Here is a 14,756-nt window from a genome sequence, read left to right as displayed (position 1 = left end):
ACCCCTCGGCCGTCATCCCCGGCCGGAGCCGGCCTGCCGGCGGAGGGGAAGGGATCCAGGGGGTAGCGGAGAACTCTCGGCGGTTTCCCGTGTGGCCTCTGGATCCCCTTCCCTCGCCCTTCGGGCTCGCCGGGGATGACGGGGAGAATTCTCCCCACGCCTCCTCCGTCATCCCTGGCCGAGCGCAGCGAGGGGAAGGGGATCCATCTTTCGCATGCAGGCGACGATCCGCACCGCCCCTCACGACCAGGGAATGTCGCCGCCGACGTCGCGCCACTCCGGATTGGAGGCTTCGATCAGGCGAATCTTCCAGGTTCGGTTCCAACCCTTCAATTGCTTTTCCCGAGTGATCGCCTCGTCGATGCGGTCGTAGATCTCGAAGTACACCAACCGCGTGACTCCGTAGCGGCGGGTAAATCCCGGCACAGCGCCGCTGCAATGTTCACCGATCCGTCGGACGAGATCGTTGGTGACGCCGATATAGAGAGTTCCGTTGCGACGGCTTGCGAGAATGTAGACGAAATACATGGGGCTCTCCCCGATGGATCCCCTTCCCTCGCCTTCGGCTCGCCGGGGATGACGGAAAAACGCCGACCGTCGCCCCCTCCCGTCATCCCCGGCCGAGCGCAGCGAGGGGAAGGGGATCCATCTTGGTCCTCCCACGCTCCGACTTCGACGCCTGCGAGCGCCGCCGATGTGTCCTCCGGAGCGTCACTCCTCCTCGTCGAGCCCCAGGCCGAGCTGTTCCGGCCGGCTCGGCGGCGGGGTCAGGCCGAGGTGGCGGAAGGCGGCCTGGGTCATCATCCGGCCGCGCGGCGTGCGCTGCACCAGGCCCTGCTGGATCAGATAGGGCTCGACGATCTCCTCGATCGCGTCGCGCGGTTCCGACAGCGCCGCGGCGATGGTCTCGATGCCGACCGGGCCGCCCGAGAACGACACCGCGATCACCTCGAGATAGCGCCGATCGAGCTGGTCGAGGCCGGCCCGGTCGACCTCGAGGCGCAGCAGCGCGCGGTCGGCGATGCCGCGGTCGATCGCCTCGTCCCCGGCCACCGCGGCGAAGTCGCGCACCCGGCGCAGGAGCCGCCCGGCGATGCGCGGCGTCCCCCGCGACCGGCGGGCGATCTCGTTGGCGCCCTCCTCGGTGATCGCCAGACCCATCAGCCGAGCGCCGCGCTTGACGATGAATTCGAGCTCGCCGACGGTGTAGAAGTTGAGCCGGATCGGGATGCCGAAACGGTCGCGCAGCGGCGTGGTCAGGAGCCCCAACCGGGTGGTCGCGGCGACCAGCGTGAAGCGGGCGAGATCGATCTTGACCGAGCGCGCCGCCGGACCTTCGCCGATGATCAGATCGAGCTGGTAGTCCTCCATCGCCGGATAGAGGATCTCCTCGACCGCCGGCGCCAGCCGATGGATCTCGTCGATGAACAGGACGTCGCGGTCCTCGAGATTGGTCAGCAGCGCCGCGAGATCGCCGGCCTTGGCGATCACCGGCCCGGAGGTCGAGCGGAAATTGACCCCGAGTTCGCGCGACACGATCTGGGCGAGCGTGGTCTTGCCGAGCCCCGGGGGCCCGACGAACAGCACGTGGTCGAGCGCCTCGCGCCGGGTCTTGGCGGCCTCGATGAACACCGCGAGGTTGTCGCGCGCCGCCACTTGGCCGACGAAGTCGCCGAGCGTCTGCGGCCGCAGCGAGGCATCGAAGTCCTCGTCGCGTTTCTCTCCGGAGATCAGGCGTTTGGGTGTGGCCATCGAATCGCGTGTCCGTCGCAGCGGGGTTCGGAGCCGCTTCTAACACGCCGCCGCGCCGCCGAAGAAGCGAGCGACCTCAGATCGGCCGCCCTTCGACGCGCACGAAGGCCTCGCGCAGGCGCAGGAACCACCGTTCGAAACCCCAATAGGACACCGCGGCGACGGCGATCGTCAGGGCGAGCGCGAGGATCGCCGCGGCCACCGATCCCGGCGGCGCCATGTGGCCGGCCACGCGAATGGCGAGGAGGTGGAACACGTAGAGCCCGAACGAGATCCGGCCGAGGATCACCAGCGGGCGCGGCAGCGCCCGCGGCGTGTCGAGCACCGCCGCCACCAGGGCGACGCAGCCGAGCACCGCCGTGGCATGGCCGAGCACCACGCTCGCCCCCGAGGTGGCCTCCGCCATGCGTTTGCCCTCGAAGACGTGCGCGGCGACGAACAGCGCGGCGAGGCCCGTCAGAGCGAGGCCGACCCGCAGCCCCGCCCCCGCCACGAAGCGGCGCCCGAACGACACCGACGCGAGCACGATGCCCGCCCCGAAGGCGAGGCCATGGGTCGCGGTGTTCACCCAGATCGCCGTGTCGATCGCCAGATGCCGGTCGCCCTGATGCCACAGGCTCGCCGCCGACAGGACCATCGCCCCGACGCCGAGCCCGACCGCCCGGTCGCGACCGACCATCGTGAGCACCACCGGCAACACCAGATAGAACTGCTCCTCGACCGAGATGCTCCACAACGGCGCCATCGGATTGCCGTTCCAACCGTGATCGAGAAAGAACCAGTTGCCGGCGAACCCCGCGAACCACGCGAACATCTGCATCTGATCGGCACCGTCCGACGGGTCGACCAGCGCCAGGCCGATGCCGAGCCCGACCACGTAGAGCGGCCAGATCCGCAGGACCCGCCGGGCGTAGAAGTCGCCGATGCGCAAGCCGCCGGTGCGCTCCTGCTCGGCGAGCAGCAGCCGGGTGATCAGGAAGGCCGAGAGGAGGAAGAACAGCGTCATGCCGAAACCGAAGGCATTGGTCACCGAGGCGACCGAGGCGCGCCACGCCGGGGCGATGGCCGCGAGATCTCGCGGCTCGCGCGGCAGGACATGATGGAGAAACACGAAGAAGAAGGCGAAGAAGCGCAAGACGTCCAATTCGGGCCGGTAGAGCGGTCGCGAGGACATGCGGCGAACTCTCCCCTTGCGACGCGCCGCTCGGTCGCCCCGGCGATCCGGCCCTTTCGATCGACCGCAGATTGAGCGACAATTCGCAAGATCGACTTAACGGACCCGGCGCCCGCTGGTGTCGGAGCCGACGACCGCGATCCGCCCATGTCCCGCAGCGCCCGCCTCCTCGATCTCGTCCAGATCCTGCGCCGCCATCGCCGGCCGGTGACCGCCGCGGCGCTCGCCGCCGAGCTCGGCATATCGCCGCGCAGCCTCTATCGCGACGTCGCCACCTTGCGCGGCCAGGGTGCGCCGATCGACGGCGAGGCCGGGCTCGGCTACGTGCTGCGCCCCGGCTTCACCCTGCCGCCGCTGATGTTCGGCGACGAGGAACTCGAGGCGCTGGCCCTCGGCGCGCGCTTCGTCGCCGAGCACGGCGATCCCCGCCTCGCCGCCGCCGCCCGCGACGCGCTCGCCCGCATCGCCGCGGTGCTGCCGGACGGCCGCGGCGATCCGCGCGACGCCGACGCGCTGCTGGTCGGCCCGGGCAAGGGCCGCGCCGCCGAGACCGTCGATCCGCAGGTCCTGCGCGACGCGATCCGCGCCGAGACCCGCCTGGCGCTGACCTACCGCGACGCCGCCGGCCGCGAGAGCCGGCGCATCGTCTGGCCGATGGCGCTGGCCTTCTTCGAACGGGTCCGCATCCTGGTCGCCTGGTGCGAGACCCGCGCCGCCTTCCGCCATTTCCGCCTCGATCGGATGATCGCCGCGACCCCGACCGGCGAACGCTACCCGCGCCGACGCCGCACCCTGATGCGCGACTGGCGCCGCGCCGAAGGCATCACCGGACCCGGCGCTGCTGACGAAAACTGACGCGGGCCTCGGCGAAGATGGCCTCCGACCCCAACGGAGACCGCCCATGCCCGATGCTTCCATGCTCATCCTCTATGTCGATGCCCCCCGCGCCGCGGCCACCTTCTGGTCCGGCCTCCTCGGCCGCGAGCCGGTCGAGCTCTCCGATACCTTCGCCATGCTGCCGCTGCGCCCCGGCCTGATGCTCGGATTGTGGTCGCGCCACACCGTCGAACCGGCCGCGGCGGCGGCCGGTGGCGGCGGCGAGGTGGTGTTCGGGGTCGCCGATCCGGCGGCGGTCGACGCCACCCATGCCGATTGGGTGGCGCGCGGTCTGCCGATCCTCCAGAGCCCTTGCGACATGGACTTCGGCCGCACCTTCGTGGCGCTCGACCCCGACGGCCACCGCCTGCGGGTCTACACCCCGGCCGCCTGAGCGTGCGCCGACGCCGCCCGCTCGGGGAAACCGCCGGCGGGCGGCGACGCGGTTGCGGCCGGCGTCGCGATCGGTGATGATCGCCGCACACGGGCCAGCGGGCGGCGGAGGGTTGCCATGACGATCGTGCGGTGCGCCGCGACGGCGATCGGGGTCTTTCTGCTCGTCGCCGATGGCGCGGCCGCGGCCGAGCGGCAGATGATCGTGCGCTACCGCATCGTCTACGAACAGATCGCCCCACCCTTGCCCGACGGCCGCCGCGTCCGCAGCGAGAACACCGCGCTGCGGCTCACCGTCACCGACGACCGGCGGATGAAGATCGAAGCGGTGCTCGGCAGTGCCAAGGACAAGGTGGCGACCGTCTATCGCCGCGATGGCGAGGTCGTCGACGCCGGCGGCTATCGCGCCACCTACCGGATGCCGTCCAAGGACGTCGTGGTCATCCGCTCCGACTTTCCCGACTTCACCCTCGAACGCACGATCCGGTTCGGCGCGGACGCCTGCGAGGCCTCGGTGACCTATGGCCTGAAACCCGGACACGCGACCGTCACCCTGGCGGGACCGAACGGCCCCACCACCTCGAGCGACATTCGGGCGACCGGCGTCAACTGCCGGCTGATCACCGACGCCGCCGACGAGCCCGCGACGCTCGAGGCCGGCTGCGCGATCCATTTCGACGAGGAGAGCAAGCATTATGCGATGCGCGTCTCCGGCGGCGCCAGCTGCGGCAGCCGCACCCTCGGCAAGTCCTTCGAGAATCGCACCATCCGGGTGGCGATGCCGCCGTCGCACGGCGAGACGCGGATCCAGCCGCCCGACATCCTCTATGTGCGGTATCGCCCGGCGCCAGGCTATTTCGGACCCGACACCTTCGCGATCGAGATCGAGGGCGAGCGCGACGGCGAGCGCAAGCGGGTGCGCCGCATCGTCGACGTCGACGTGGTCAAATGAGCGGGCGACGGCCTCGATGCACGGTCAGCCCGACGTGAGTTCCTTGAGGCCGAGGCGGATCAGTTTCTCGGTGGTGGCCCCTTCGCCGGCGCTGCGCGCCGCCGCGGCCACCGCCGCCGAGGCCTGGATCTGGGCATAGCCGAGATTGACCAGGGCGGAGACCGCGTCGGCCATCGGCTTCGGCGCGGTCTTGTCGGCGATGCCGCCGGCGAGCGACACCACCGCCGGATCGACCGAGCCGAACACCGGCGCCTTGTCCTTCAGTTCCTGGACGATGCGTTCGGCCAGCCGCTTGCCGACCCCGACCGCGCGGGCGAGCGCTGTGACGTCCTTCAGCGCGATCGCCGAGGCGAGCTCGATCGGCCGAAGCACCGACAGGATCGCCAACGCCACCTTGGCCCCGACCCCCTGGACGGTGGTCAACAGACGGAAGCCGTCGCGCTCGTCGGCATCGGCGAAACCGTAGAGGCGGATCATGTCCTCGCGGACGATGGTCTCGATCGCCAGCACCGCCGCTTCGCCCGGCCGCGGCAGGTCTTGCAGCGTCCGCGCCGAGCAGAAACAGACGTAGCCGACGCCGTGGACATCGAGAATCACGAAGTCCTCGCCGTATTCGTCGACGACGCCCTTGAGTTTGCCGATCATTCCGTCCCCTCCCCCGTCGCCGTCACGACCCGGCCAATCGCAGCATCCGCGCCGCCGAACCGCGATGATGAGCGTGGCAGATGGCGATGGCGAGCGCATCCGCCGCGTCCGCCCCGGTCCACACCGCCTTGGGCAGCAGGATGCGCACCATGTGCTGAATCTGCGTCTTGTCGGCGTGGCCGGCCCCGACGATCGCCTTCTTGACCGCGTTGGGCGCGTATTCGGCGACGGTGAGCCCGGCCTTGGCCGGCACCAGCAGGGCGATGCCGCGGGCCTGCCCGAGCTTCAGCGTCGCGGTCGGATTGGTGTTGACGAAGGTGTGCTCGACCGCCGCCTCGTCGGGGGCATGCGCGGCGATCACCGCGACCAGCCCGTCGTAGAGTTCGACCAACCGCGGCGCGAGCTCGTCGGCGGCCGTCGAGGTGATGGTGCCGCAGGCGACGAAGGACAGCCGATTGCCCGTGGCGTCGACGACGCCCCAGCCGGTGCGTTGCAGTCCGGGATCGATCCCGATGATTCGGACGACGGAGCTCATTCCGTCATCGGTACATGTTCTCGGTTCGTTTCGAAAGAGGGGGGAGGCCGTCGCGCGTCAATGGCTCTCGGCGAAGACCGCGGTGGCGAGACCGGCGCAGACCAGCGCCGTTCCGCCGGCCCGGTTGACCCGGCCGATCATCCGCCCGTCGCCGAACAGGCGGCCGGCCCGCGCCGCGCAGGCGGTGTAGGCGAGGACGTTGGCGAAGGCGATGGTCACGAAGGTCGCCTCGAGCAGCAGCCATTGGCCGACCAGCGGCGCGTGCGGGTCGACGAACTGCGGCAGGAACGCCACGAAGAACAGGATGCCCTTGGGATTGAGCGCGGTCACCAGCCAGGCATGGACCACCAGCATCCCGCCGACCGAGCGATCGCTGCGCGCCGGCGTCGTCACCGTCCCACCGGCCCGGAACAGCCGCACGCCGAGGAACACCAGATAGGCCGCACCGATCCATTTGACGGCGAGAAACACCGTCGCCGAGGCCTGGAGCAGCGCGCCGACGCCGGCCAGCGACGCGGTCATCGCGGTGACGTCGCCGAGCGCCACCCCGACCGCCAGCGGCAGGGTCGATCGCCAGCCCTGGCCCAGCGCGTGCGAGACGATCAGCAGCACCGTCGGCCCGGGGATCACCACCAGCACCGCCGAAGCCGCCACGAAGGCCAGCCACACCGTCCAGTCCATCCTCGCTCCTCCGCTTGCGATCCACGGCCGCGGCCCCGACGGTAACCGCCCGAACCGGCGCCGTCGATGCCCCGAAACGCCGACGGGCGAGGATCGCTCCCCGCCCGCCCGAAAACCGCACTCCGCGCCCGATCAGGCGGCGGTCAGCTTGGCCATCACTTCGTCGGAGATTTCGAAGTTGGTGTAGACGTTCTGGACGTCGTCGTCGTCTTCGAGCATGGCGATCAGCTTCATCAGCGACTGCGCCCGCTCTTCGTCGACCGGCACGGTGTTCTGCGGCCGCCAGTTGGCCTTGATCGAGGTCGCCGCGCCGATCGAGCTCTCGAGCGCCTTGGACACTTCCGACAGGCCTTCGAAGGTGGTGATGATGAGGTGGCTCTCGGCGTCGGACACGACGTCGTCGGCACCCGCCTCGATCGCCGCTTCCAGCACCGCGTCGGCGCTGCCGGCCGAAGCCGGGAAGGTGATTTCGCCGATCCGGTCGAAGGAGAAGGACACCGAATTGGTCTCGCCCAGCGCCCCGCCGTATTTGGTGAAGGCGGCGCGGACGTTGCCGCCGGTGCGGTTGCGGTTGTCGGTCAGCGTCTCGACGATCACCGCGGTGCCGCCCGGGCCGTAGCCCTCGTAACGGACCTCTTCGTAATTGTCGCCGTCGGCGATCGACGCCTTCTTGATCGCCCGCTCGATGTTGTCCTTGGGCATGTTCTCGGCGCGGGCGTTGAGGATCGCCAGCCGCAGCTTGGCGTTCATCGAAGGCTCCTGCCCGCCCTGCTTGGCCGCGACGGTGATCTCGCGCGCCAGCTTGGAGAACAGCTTGGACCGCACCGAGTCCTGCTTGCCCTTGCGGTGCATGATGTTCTTGAACTGTGAATGTCCGGCCATGGTCGTCTCTCGTCGGCAGGTCGAAGGGATCGCTCCGGGAGCACTCTCGGTCGCCCGCCCGGCGGGTGTCGACACACGGCGCGCGAGGCGAGGGATCCGGGGGGATGAGCGCGTCCCCCGGCGGGCATCGTCGGGAAGCCGTGCGCTTATAGGCGGGTCGAACGGGGAAATCCAGCATTCCCGCATCGCCCGCAGCGGTCACCGGCCGATCTCGAGGCGGCATAGCGAATTCCGCAGCCCCGCCCGCAAAGGCCCCCCGTAGGAATGCGATCCGGCATCGCCCGCAGCCGGCTCGCGCCGTGGCCGATCGATTGATTGATCACGATCTTTTCGCGCCTCGGCGCCCCGCGCCGGCGGTCCGGCGCACGACGGCCGATCGCCACGCCCCCGGACGCCTTGAGGCGCGCGAGGTCTCTGATAGGGTCGGCGCGCCCGCAGCCTCGGTCGCGCGCGTCGCCGCCGATCGGGGACCCGGGGACGACGACGAGAAGAAGAACACGTCGCCCGCCTTCCGGGGTGAGACGGCTGGAGAGTTGCGGGAATGCCAGTCGAATCTCTGGTGACCGTGGCGATCGGAAAATCGCTGTTCAGCTTCGGCCTGATGGCCGTCATCGCCATGCTCTCGGCGGTGTTCATCCACGCTCTGGTCGCCGGTCTCGGCGCGGTCAAGCGCCGAGCCGAACGCCGCGCCGCCCCGCTCCCGGTGCCGGCCGTCGCGACGCCGAAGCCGTGCGTCGCCGGGATCGATCCGGCGGTGGTCGCGGCGATCGCCGCCGCCGTCCACGCCACCCTCGGCGCCCGCCATCGCATCGTCTACATCGGCGACACCGCCCAACCGTCGTCTTGGACCGCCGAGACCCGCGCCCGTCAGCACGGTTCGCACGATCCCCATCGCGAGCACTGACGCCGCCGCCCCCGCGCGCCGGCAGGCGCCCGCCCAGAGGATCGCCGCCATGTTCGACGCCTCCTATCTCGAGATCTTTCAGGGCATCGCCACCCTGGTCGACAGCGAGCCGCACATCATGATCGGCCGCATCGGCCTGATGTTGCTCGGCTTCGTGCTCATCTGGCTCGGCCACAAGGGAGTTCTCGAGGCGCTCCTGATGATCCCGATGGGCCTCGGCATGGCCACCGTCAACGCCGGCGTCCTGACCTTCGCCGGCGGCAAGAAGGGCACGCTGTTCCTCGATCCGCTCGCCGCCACCACCGATCAGGTGGTCACCCAGATGCAGATCGATTGGCTGCAGCCGATCTATTCGCTGATGTTCTCCAACGGCCTGATCGCCTGCCTGGTGTTCCTCGGCATCGGCACCCTGCTCGACGTCGGCTTCCTGATGGCGCGGCCCTATCGCTCGATGTTCCTGGCGATCTGCGCCGAGGCCGGCACGCTGGTCACCTTCCCGCTCGGCGTCGCCATGGGCCTGCCGATGGGCGAGGCGGCGGCCACCGCGACGATCGGCGGCGCCGACGGTCCGATGGTGCTGTTCTCGTCGCTGATGCTGGCGCCGCAGATCTTCGTGCCGATCACCGTGGTCGGCTACCTCTACCTGGGCCTGACCTACGGCGGGTATCCCTACATCGTGAAGGCCCTGGTCCCCGCGAGGCTGCGCGCCATCGAGATGCCGGTCGAGTCCACGAGGCCGATCTCCTCGGGCGAGAAGCTGGTCTTCGCGGTGGTCACCTGCGTGCTCCTTTCGCTGCTGTTCCCGGTCGCCGCGCCCCTGTTCCTGTCGGTGTTCCTCGGCGTGGTGATCCGCGAGAGCGGCCTGAAATACTTCTACGAGCTGTTCTCCAACCAGGTGCTCTACGGCGCCACCTTCTTCCTCGGCCTGGTGCTCGGGGTGCTCTGCGAAGCCAGCACCATCCTCGATCCCAAGGTGCTGATCCTCCTGGTCCTCGGCATCGTCGCCCTGACCATCTCGGCGATCGGCGGCCTGCTCGGCGGCTACGTCCTGTGGTTCGTCTCGGGCGGCAAATACAATCCGGTGATCGGCATCGCCGCGGTCTCCTGCGTGCCGACCACCGCCAAGGTCGCCCAGAAGCTGGTCAGCGCCCAGAACCCGTCGTCGATCATCCTGCCCCACGCGCTCGGCGCCAACATCTCCGGCGTCATCACCACCGCGATCTTCGCCGCGGTTCTGGTCTCGGTGGTGCGTCTGCCCGGCTGAGCAGCGCGGGCGCGGCGGCGGGATAGCGATCCCCGCCGCCGGCCGTTGCACATCGTCAAATCTCACCGTCGGAATTTACCCGACCGTAACCGGATTCTGCAAAGAATTCCTGATGCTTCGCGTGTTTCCCGACAGAGTTCGCGCGTGCAATCCCAGGTGGGCATTCGTGCGCCGCGAAATGAGGAAACAGCCATGTTCGGTCGATTCGGGCGCAAGACGGTGATCGCGGAGAGCACCGAGACGACGGTGAGCGGGGTCTCGTCGGCGACCCTCGCGGCGATGCTCGACCAGATGCCGTTCAACGTTCTCCTCGCCGATCCCAAGACCGGCGACATCCTCTACGTCAACCGCAAGAGCGTCGAGACATTGAAGTCGATCCGCCACGAGTTGCGCGCCGACGTCGACCCCGATCGTCTGGTCGGCCGCTCGATGGACGTCTTCCACAAGAACCCCGCGCACCAGCGCCGCATCGTCGCCGACCCGAAGAACCTGCCCTGGACCACCAAATTGCGGCTCGGCGCCGAACGGCTCGACCTCAAGGCCTCGGCGATCACCGACGCCTCCGGCGCCTATCTCGGTTGCATGGTCACCTGGTCGGTGACCACCGCCCTGCAGAACGCCGTCGAGACCTTCGAGACCCAGGTCAAGGCCGCCATCGACAGCGTCGCCGAACAGGTCGTCGAACTGCGCGGCCACGCCGACGGCATGACCAAGATCGCCGGCGACACCGCCGCTCAGGCCAACCAGTCGGCCGGGGCCGCCGCCACCGCCACCGACAACGTCGAGAGCGTCGCCGCCGCGGTGCACGAACTCGATTCCTCGATCGCCGAGATCGCCCGTCAGGCCGGCATTTCCGCGGAAGTGGCGCGCGGCGGCGTGCTCCACGCCGGCGACGCCCGCGACAAGGTCCACCGCCTGACCGAGGCCTCCGAGCGCATCGGCCGCGTCGTCGGCCTGATCCAGGACATCGCCGCCCAGACCAACCTGCTGGCGCTCAACGCCACCATCGAAGCGGCGCGCGCCGGCGACGCCGGTCGCGGCTTCGCGGTGGTCGCCTCCGAGGTCAAGAGCCTCGCCGGCCAGACCACCAAGGCGACCGAGGAGATCACCGGCCAGATCCAGACCATCCAGGCGGCGACCCGCGAGGCGGTCCATTCGATGGCCGAGATCTCCGGCACCATCGATCGCATGAACGAAGTCGCCAGCGGCATCTCCGCCGCGGTCGAGGAACAGTCGGCGACCACCGCCGAGATCAGCCGCGCCGTCCAGGGCGCGGCCGGCGGCACCCGCGCCGTCGCCGCGACCATGGCCGAGTTGGAACACGACGCCGGACAGACCGGTCGCTCGGCGGCCGGCGTCGCCACCGCCGTCACCCTCACCGCCAAGGAGGCCGAGGCCATGCGCCGCGAGATCGACCGCTTCCTGGAGATCATCAAGAAGGTCTGACGGCCGCCCCTCAGGGGTCACGCCCTCGCGCCGTCGGCCCGCCCGGGTCGGCGGCGTTCGCGTCAGAAGCGCGGCATCGCCGGGGCGAGACGTCCGCCGAGCCGGATCGGTTCGATCGTGGTGGCGAGCCCGCTGACCTCGTCGACGTCGACCACGACCCCGCACAGCGTCGCCTCGCCGTTGGCCGGCTCGAACCGCGCCCGCCCGATCTTGGTGGTGAAGCGGTGGAGCGGCTCGTCCTTGTCCATGCCGATCACCCCGTCGTAGTCACCGCACATCCCGACGTCGCTCTGGAAGGCGGTGCCGTGCGGCAGGATCTGATGATCGGCGGTCGGCACATGGGTGTGGGTGCCGACGACCAGGCTGGCGCGCCCGTCGAGGAGATGGCCCATCGCCTGTTTCTCGCTGGTCGCCTCGGCATGGACGTCGACGATCACCGCATCGGCCTGTTCGCCGAGCGGACAGGCGGCGATCTCGCGCTCCATCGCCGCGAAGGGATCGTCGAGCGGATCCATGTAGATCCGGCCCATGACGTTGACCACCAGCACCCGGGCGCCGTTGCGGGCCATGTAGAGCCCGGCGCCGCGCCCCGGCGTGCCGGCCGGATAGTTGACCGGGCGCAGGAGCTTGGGCTGGCGTTCGATGAACACCAGCGCCTCGCGTTGATCGAAGGCGTGGTTGCCCAGCGTGATCGCGTCGGCGCCGGCGTCGATCAGGTCGCGGGCGATCTCCTCGGTGATGCCGAAGCCGCCCGCGGCGTTCTCGCCGTTGACCACCACGAAGTCGAGCGCGAGGTCGACGATCAGGCCCGGCAGGCGCTCCACCACGATCCGCCGCCCGCTGCGGCCGACCACGTCGCCGAGAAACATCACTCTCATGAAGGGAAATCCTTCGGCCGCACCGGGCCGCGTTCGGTGAGGACGAGATCGAGGCGCCGGTCGTGCGCCGCGTCGGGGACGCGGTCGACCTGCTGCACGGCGAAGGCGAGGCCGATCTTGCGGCGCGGGCCGGTCGCTTCCAGCCCTTCGAGGGCGCGGTCGTAATGGCCCTTGCCCCAACCGATCCGTCGTCCGGCGGCGTCGAAGGCGGCGAGCGGCATCAGGATCAGGACGGGATCGACCAGATCGGTCCCCGGGGGCGGCACCGACAGGCCGAAGGCCGCGCTCTCCAGCGCGCCGCCGAAGCGCCAGTGGCGGAATTCGAGAGTCAGCCCGTCGTCGCGCACCGCCGGCAGCGCCAGGATCGCCCCGCGCGCCGACAAGGCCGCCATCAGCGGCCGCGGATCGATCTCGCTGCGGATCGGCAGATAGCCGGCGACCACCGTGCCGGCGGCCGCGCCGAGATCGTCGGCGAAGGCGGCGAGAGCCTCGGCGCCGGCGCGCCGCTCGACCACCGACAGCGCGTCGCGCGCCGCCAGCGCGTCGCGCCGCAGCGTCGCCTTGATCGTCGATGCGTCGGCGGTGACGTGGTCGGTCGGCTCGGTCACCGCGAACATCGATCCTGGCGGGAAGAGGGAAGAAGAGGGTGACGAAGCCACCTCGACCGGTGGAGAATCGATCCCGGGAAACCTACACTGTAGGTGGGTGCCGTGTGGGGCGGCCCACGAGCCGCCTCAGGTACAGCCCCCGTTCGGATCGATAAGGCCCCGGGGATGCTGTCTCCTGCCGGGTCGCGCAGCCTCGTCACTTGCGAATATAGGGAGGCGCGGCCTTTCCCGCCAGTCGTTCCGCGACGATCTCCACCGTCCGCGCCGAATTCTCGCGGCCGATCACGTGCGTCGGGTGGCCAAGACCCCGGCGAGGGCCTCGATGCGCCGCGCCGCCTCGTCGACCCGCTGGACCATCTCCGCCTCCAGCGCCTCGCGCCGCTCCACCGCCGCCGCGCCGGTCTCGCGCAGGGAGCGGTTCTCGGCCTCCAGCGACCTGATCTTGCGCTGCAACTCGTCCTGCTCGTCCATGGTCATGACCGCGGCCATCACCGTCAGGCGCTGGTCGCCGATCTCGCCGAACGAGCCCCGCAAGGTGTGGATCAGGTCGTCGAGTTTCTGCGCCAATCCCTGGAGATGGGCTTCCTGACCGTCTTCGCAGGCCATGCGGTAGACACGGCCGTTGATGGTCACGCTCACTTGAGACATCGCGCCGCCACCCTCAACCGCCATGCACGTCGAGCACCGACCGGATCGATTCCATCGCAGCCACCAACCGGCGCGAGACCTCGCGGTTGGTGTCCTCGAGACGAGTCGCCCGGGCCTTCTCCTGGTCGAGCGTCTCGGCCAGCCGTGACCGGTCGTCGCCGATCCGGGAGATCTCCGCCTCGAGTTCGACGGCCGAACGATCCAGTTCGAAGCGCCGTTCGACCGACGCCTCCAGGGTCTCCAGGGCTGCCGCCAGTCGTCCGAGCGCGGCCTCGACGGCCGGTGCCTGACCCATTCCGTCCCCCGTTGCCGGTCCGTCGCACCCGGTCGCTCGCCGGCCGCCGCGGCGGACGCCCGTCGCGACGCGACGCCGCGCGCCGCCGAGATCGATGCCCGATCCGCGGCCCGACGTCATCCCCTGCGCTCGTCGCAACCGATTCGACCGGCCGGCGCCTCACGCCCGAACAGTAGGCCGTGGCGAAAGCGAGGGTCAATGCCGCAACGTCGGCTCGCGCGTCGCACCGACCGCGCTCCCTCGGGTGCCGAGCGGCGGAAAGAGCGGACAACGCCGGATTGACAGCCCGACCGGCCCTGCTAACAGTGCCCCCATTCGACGTCACCGCTCGCCGCGGCGCCTCCGGCGCGTCCGCGCCAGCGGGAGGTCGACGCGAATCGGGTTCGTCAGCGCAGCGATGCCGCCGATGGCTCGATGGGCGCGCGAGAAGGGTCCGGAAGACTCTCCGCCGACGGTCGCCCGATCGCGGCCGAAGAGAGCGAGGACCTTCACCGCGCTCCGGGGGCGGAAGGAACGTGGCAGGCGGCCGAATCCCCGGTCCGACCGAAGCCCGAGACACTCGAGAGGAGTTCGAACATGACTGTCCGTGTAGCGATCAACGGGTTCGGCCGCATCGGCCGCAATGTCCTGCGGGCGATCGTCGAGTCGGGACGCACCGACATCGAAGTGGTCGGCATCAACGATCTCGGCCCGGTCGAGACCAACGCCCATCTGGTGCGCTACGACAGCGTCCACGGCCGCTTCCCCGGCGTGGTCACCGTCGCCGGCGACACCATCGACGTCGGCCGCGGCCCGATCAAGGTCACCGCCATCCGCGATCCGG

18 protein-coding genes and 1 other RNA gene are annotated in these 14,756 nt (G+C 70.0%); 7 read left to right on the top strand and 12 right to left on the bottom strand.

What is annotated here, in order from left to right:
• Positions 1-240: 240 nt before the first annotated feature.
• The 3 genes from EYW49_RS15080 to EYW49_RS15070 all read right to left on the bottom strand — a co-directional run bounded on the left by EYW49_RS15080 (position 241) and on the right by EYW49_RS15070 (position 2,926).
• Positions 241-528, bottom strand: coding sequence for a GIY-YIG nuclease family protein (locus EYW49_RS15080; protein ID WP_131310420.1), 288 nt, complete (start codon positions 526-528; stop codon positions 241-243).
• 183 nt (positions 529-711) lie between these two features.
• Complete coding sequence (gene ruvB, locus EYW49_RS15075) at positions 712-1,752, bottom strand: Holliday junction branch migration DNA helicase RuvB (protein WP_131310419.1); 1,041 nt, start codon at positions 1,750-1,752, stop codon at positions 712-714.
• Positions 1,753-1,828: 76 nt separating this feature from the next.
• Positions 1,829-2,926 (bottom strand): acyltransferase family protein, encoded by a 1,098-nt coding sequence (locus tag EYW49_RS15070; protein WP_131310418.1) that lies wholly within the window; start codon positions 2,924-2,926, stop codon positions 1,829-1,831.
• 147 nt (positions 2,927-3,073) lie between these two features.
• Here EYW49_RS15070 and EYW49_RS15065 point away from each other — a divergent pair, with 147 nt between their 5' ends.
• From EYW49_RS15065 to EYW49_RS15055, 3 genes are all read left to right on the top strand, one after another.
• On the top strand, positions 3,074-3,781 hold the full coding sequence (locus tag EYW49_RS15065) for a helix-turn-helix transcriptional regulator (RefSeq protein WP_131310417.1): 708 nt from the start codon (positions 3,074-3,076) through the stop codon (positions 3,779-3,781).
• Between the two features lie 46 nt (positions 3,782-3,827).
• Complete coding sequence (locus EYW49_RS15060; RefSeq protein ID WP_131310416.1) at positions 3,828-4,196, top strand: VOC family protein; 369 nt, start codon at positions 3,828-3,830, stop codon at positions 4,194-4,196.
• A 117-nt stretch (positions 4,197-4,313) separates the two neighbouring features.
• Complete coding sequence (locus EYW49_RS15055; protein ID WP_131310415.1) at positions 4,314-5,147, top strand: hypothetical protein; 834 nt, start codon at positions 4,314-4,316, stop codon at positions 5,145-5,147.
• A 24-nt stretch (positions 5,148-5,171) separates the two neighbouring features.
• On the opposite strand, the gene ruvA is transcribed toward EYW49_RS15055, so the two are convergent.
• The 4 genes from ruvA to EYW49_RS15035 form a co-directional block, all read right to left on the bottom strand.
• The gene (gene ruvA, locus EYW49_RS15050; RefSeq protein WP_131310414.1) at positions 5,172-5,792 is read right to left on the bottom strand and encodes a Holliday junction branch migration protein RuvA; all 621 of its coding nucleotides are present in this window, start codon (positions 5,790-5,792) and stop codon (positions 5,172-5,174) included.
• A 22-nt stretch (positions 5,793-5,814) separates the two neighbouring features.
• Positions 5,815-6,327 carry a crossover junction endodeoxyribonuclease RuvC gene (ruvC, locus tag EYW49_RS15045; protein WP_131310413.1) on the bottom strand — a complete coding sequence of 171 codons (513 nt, stop codon included), beginning with the start codon at positions 6,325-6,327 and terminating at the stop codon, positions 5,815-5,817.
• 57 nt (positions 6,328-6,384) lie between these two features.
• Complete coding sequence (locus EYW49_RS15040) at positions 6,385-7,008, bottom strand: LysE family translocator (RefSeq protein ID WP_131310412.1); 624 nt, start codon at positions 7,006-7,008, stop codon at positions 6,385-6,387.
• 132 nt (positions 7,009-7,140) lie between these two features.
• Positions 7,141-7,890 (bottom strand): YebC/PmpR family DNA-binding transcriptional regulator, encoded by a 750-nt coding sequence (locus EYW49_RS15035; RefSeq protein ID WP_131310411.1) that lies wholly within the window; start codon positions 7,888-7,890, stop codon positions 7,141-7,143.
• Positions 7,891-8,431: 541 nt separating this feature from the next.
• Between EYW49_RS15035 and EYW49_RS15030 the strand changes: the two genes are divergently transcribed.
• The 3 genes from EYW49_RS15030 (at position 8,432) to EYW49_RS23660 (ending at position 11,504) form a co-directional block, all read left to right on the top strand.
• Positions 8,432-8,794: a hypothetical protein gene (locus tag EYW49_RS15030; protein ID WP_131310410.1), complete on the top strand. Its 363-nt coding sequence runs from the start codon at positions 8,432-8,434 to the stop codon at positions 8,792-8,794.
• Positions 8,795-8,843: 49 nt separating this feature from the next.
• Positions 8,844-10,058, top strand: a complete 1,215-nt coding sequence (locus EYW49_RS15025) for a sodium ion-translocating decarboxylase subunit beta (protein ID WP_131310409.1) — start codon at positions 8,844-8,846, stop codon at positions 10,056-10,058.
• Between the two features lie 192 nt (positions 10,059-10,250).
• Positions 10,251-11,504 (top strand): methyl-accepting chemotaxis protein, encoded by a 1,254-nt coding sequence (locus EYW49_RS23660; protein ID WP_131310408.1) that lies wholly within the window; start codon positions 10,251-10,253, stop codon positions 11,502-11,504.
• Between the two features lie 62 nt (positions 11,505-11,566).
• Here the strand turns inward: EYW49_RS23660 and EYW49_RS15015 are convergent, their stop codons facing one another.
• From EYW49_RS15015 to EYW49_RS14995, 5 genes are all read right to left on the bottom strand, one after another.
• On the bottom strand, positions 11,567-12,382 hold the full coding sequence (locus tag EYW49_RS15015; protein WP_131310407.1) for a TIGR00282 family metallophosphoesterase: 816 nt from the start codon (positions 12,380-12,382) through the stop codon (positions 11,567-11,569).
• Positions 12,379-12,990 carry a 5-formyltetrahydrofolate cyclo-ligase gene (locus tag EYW49_RS15010; RefSeq protein WP_228259627.1) on the bottom strand — a complete coding sequence of 204 codons (612 nt, stop codon included), beginning with the start codon at positions 12,988-12,990 and terminating at the stop codon, positions 12,379-12,381. The genes EYW49_RS15015 and EYW49_RS15010 overlap by 4 nt, the downstream gene beginning before the upstream one ends.
• A 40-nt stretch (positions 12,991-13,030) precedes the next feature.
• Positions 13,031-13,187, bottom strand: a non-coding RNA gene (gene ssrS, locus EYW49_RS15005) — 6S RNA.
• Between the two features lie 85 nt (positions 13,188-13,272).
• Positions 13,273-13,638 (bottom strand): cell division protein ZapA, encoded by a 366-nt coding sequence (locus EYW49_RS15000; RefSeq protein WP_131310405.1) that lies wholly within the window; start codon positions 13,636-13,638, stop codon positions 13,273-13,275.
• Between the two features lie 13 nt (positions 13,639-13,651).
• Positions 13,652-13,933, bottom strand: a complete 282-nt coding sequence (locus tag EYW49_RS14995) for a DUF4164 domain-containing protein (protein WP_131310404.1) — start codon at positions 13,931-13,933, stop codon at positions 13,652-13,654.
• 576 nt (positions 13,934-14,509) lie between these two features.
• Between EYW49_RS14995 and EYW49_RS14990 the strand changes: the two genes are divergently transcribed.
• A partial coding sequence (locus tag EYW49_RS14990; RefSeq protein ID WP_228259626.1) for a glyceraldehyde 3-phosphate dehydrogenase NAD-binding domain-containing protein occupies positions 14,510-14,756 on the top strand: 247 nt, incomplete at its 3' end.

This window comes from Siculibacillus lacustris (genome assembly GCF_004328075.1).
In the GTDB taxonomy this organism is placed as follows: Bacteria; Pseudomonadota; Alphaproteobacteria; order Rhizobiales; family Ancalomicrobiaceae; genus Siculibacillus; species Siculibacillus lacustris.
The sequence above is the reverse complement of the archived record's forward strand: the minus strand, read 5'-3'. Positions and strand labels throughout refer to the sequence as shown.

Coding starts and splice junctions, on each gene's coding strand:
- EYW49_RS15080 (WP_131310420.1), bottom strand. CDS start 528: ATGTATTTCGTCTACATTCTCGCAAGCCGTCGCAACGGAACTCTCTAT.
- ruvB (WP_131310419.1), bottom strand. CDS start 1,752: ATGGCCACACCCAAACGCCTGATCTCCGGAGAGAAACGCGACGAGGAC.
- EYW49_RS15070 (WP_131310418.1), bottom strand. CDS start 2,926: ATGTCCTCGCGACCGCTCTACCGGCCCGAATTGGACGTCTTGCGCTTC.
- EYW49_RS15065 (WP_131310417.1), top strand. CDS start 3,074: ATGTCCCGCAGCGCCCGCCTCCTCGATCTCGTCCAGATCCTGCGCCGC.
- EYW49_RS15060 (WP_131310416.1), top strand. CDS start 3,828: ATGCCCGATGCTTCCATGCTCATCCTCTATGTCGATGCCCCCCGCGCC.
- EYW49_RS15055 (WP_131310415.1), top strand. CDS start 4,314: ATGACGATCGTGCGGTGCGCCGCGACGGCGATCGGGGTCTTTCTGCTC.
- ruvA (WP_131310414.1), bottom strand. CDS start 5,792: ATGATCGGCAAACTCAAGGGCGTCGTCGACGAATACGGCGAGGACTTC.
- ruvC (WP_131310413.1), bottom strand. CDS start 6,327: ATGAGCTCCGTCGTCCGAATCATCGGGATCGATCCCGGACTGCAACGC.
- EYW49_RS15040 (WP_131310412.1), bottom strand. CDS start 7,008: ATGGACTGGACGGTGTGGCTGGCCTTCGTGGCGGCTTCGGCGGTGCTG.
- EYW49_RS15035 (WP_131310411.1), bottom strand. CDS start 7,890: ATGGCCGGACATTCACAGTTCAAGAACATCATGCACCGCAAGGGCAAG.
- EYW49_RS15030 (WP_131310410.1), top strand. CDS start 8,432: ATGCCAGTCGAATCTCTGGTGACCGTGGCGATCGGAAAATCGCTGTTC.
- EYW49_RS15025 (WP_131310409.1), top strand. CDS start 8,844: ATGTTCGACGCCTCCTATCTCGAGATCTTTCAGGGCATCGCCACCCTG.
- EYW49_RS23660 (WP_131310408.1), top strand. CDS start 10,251: ATGTTCGGTCGATTCGGGCGCAAGACGGTGATCGCGGAGAGCACCGAG.
- EYW49_RS15015 (WP_131310407.1), bottom strand. CDS start 12,382: ATGAGAGTGATGTTTCTCGGCGACGTGGTCGGCCGCAGCGGGCGGCGG.
- EYW49_RS15000 (WP_131310405.1), bottom strand. CDS start 13,638: ATGTCTCAAGTGAGCGTGACCATCAACGGCCGTGTCTACCGCATGGCC.
- EYW49_RS14995 (WP_131310404.1), bottom strand. CDS start 13,933: ATGGGTCAGGCACCGGCCGTCGAGGCCGCGCTCGGACGACTGGCGGCA.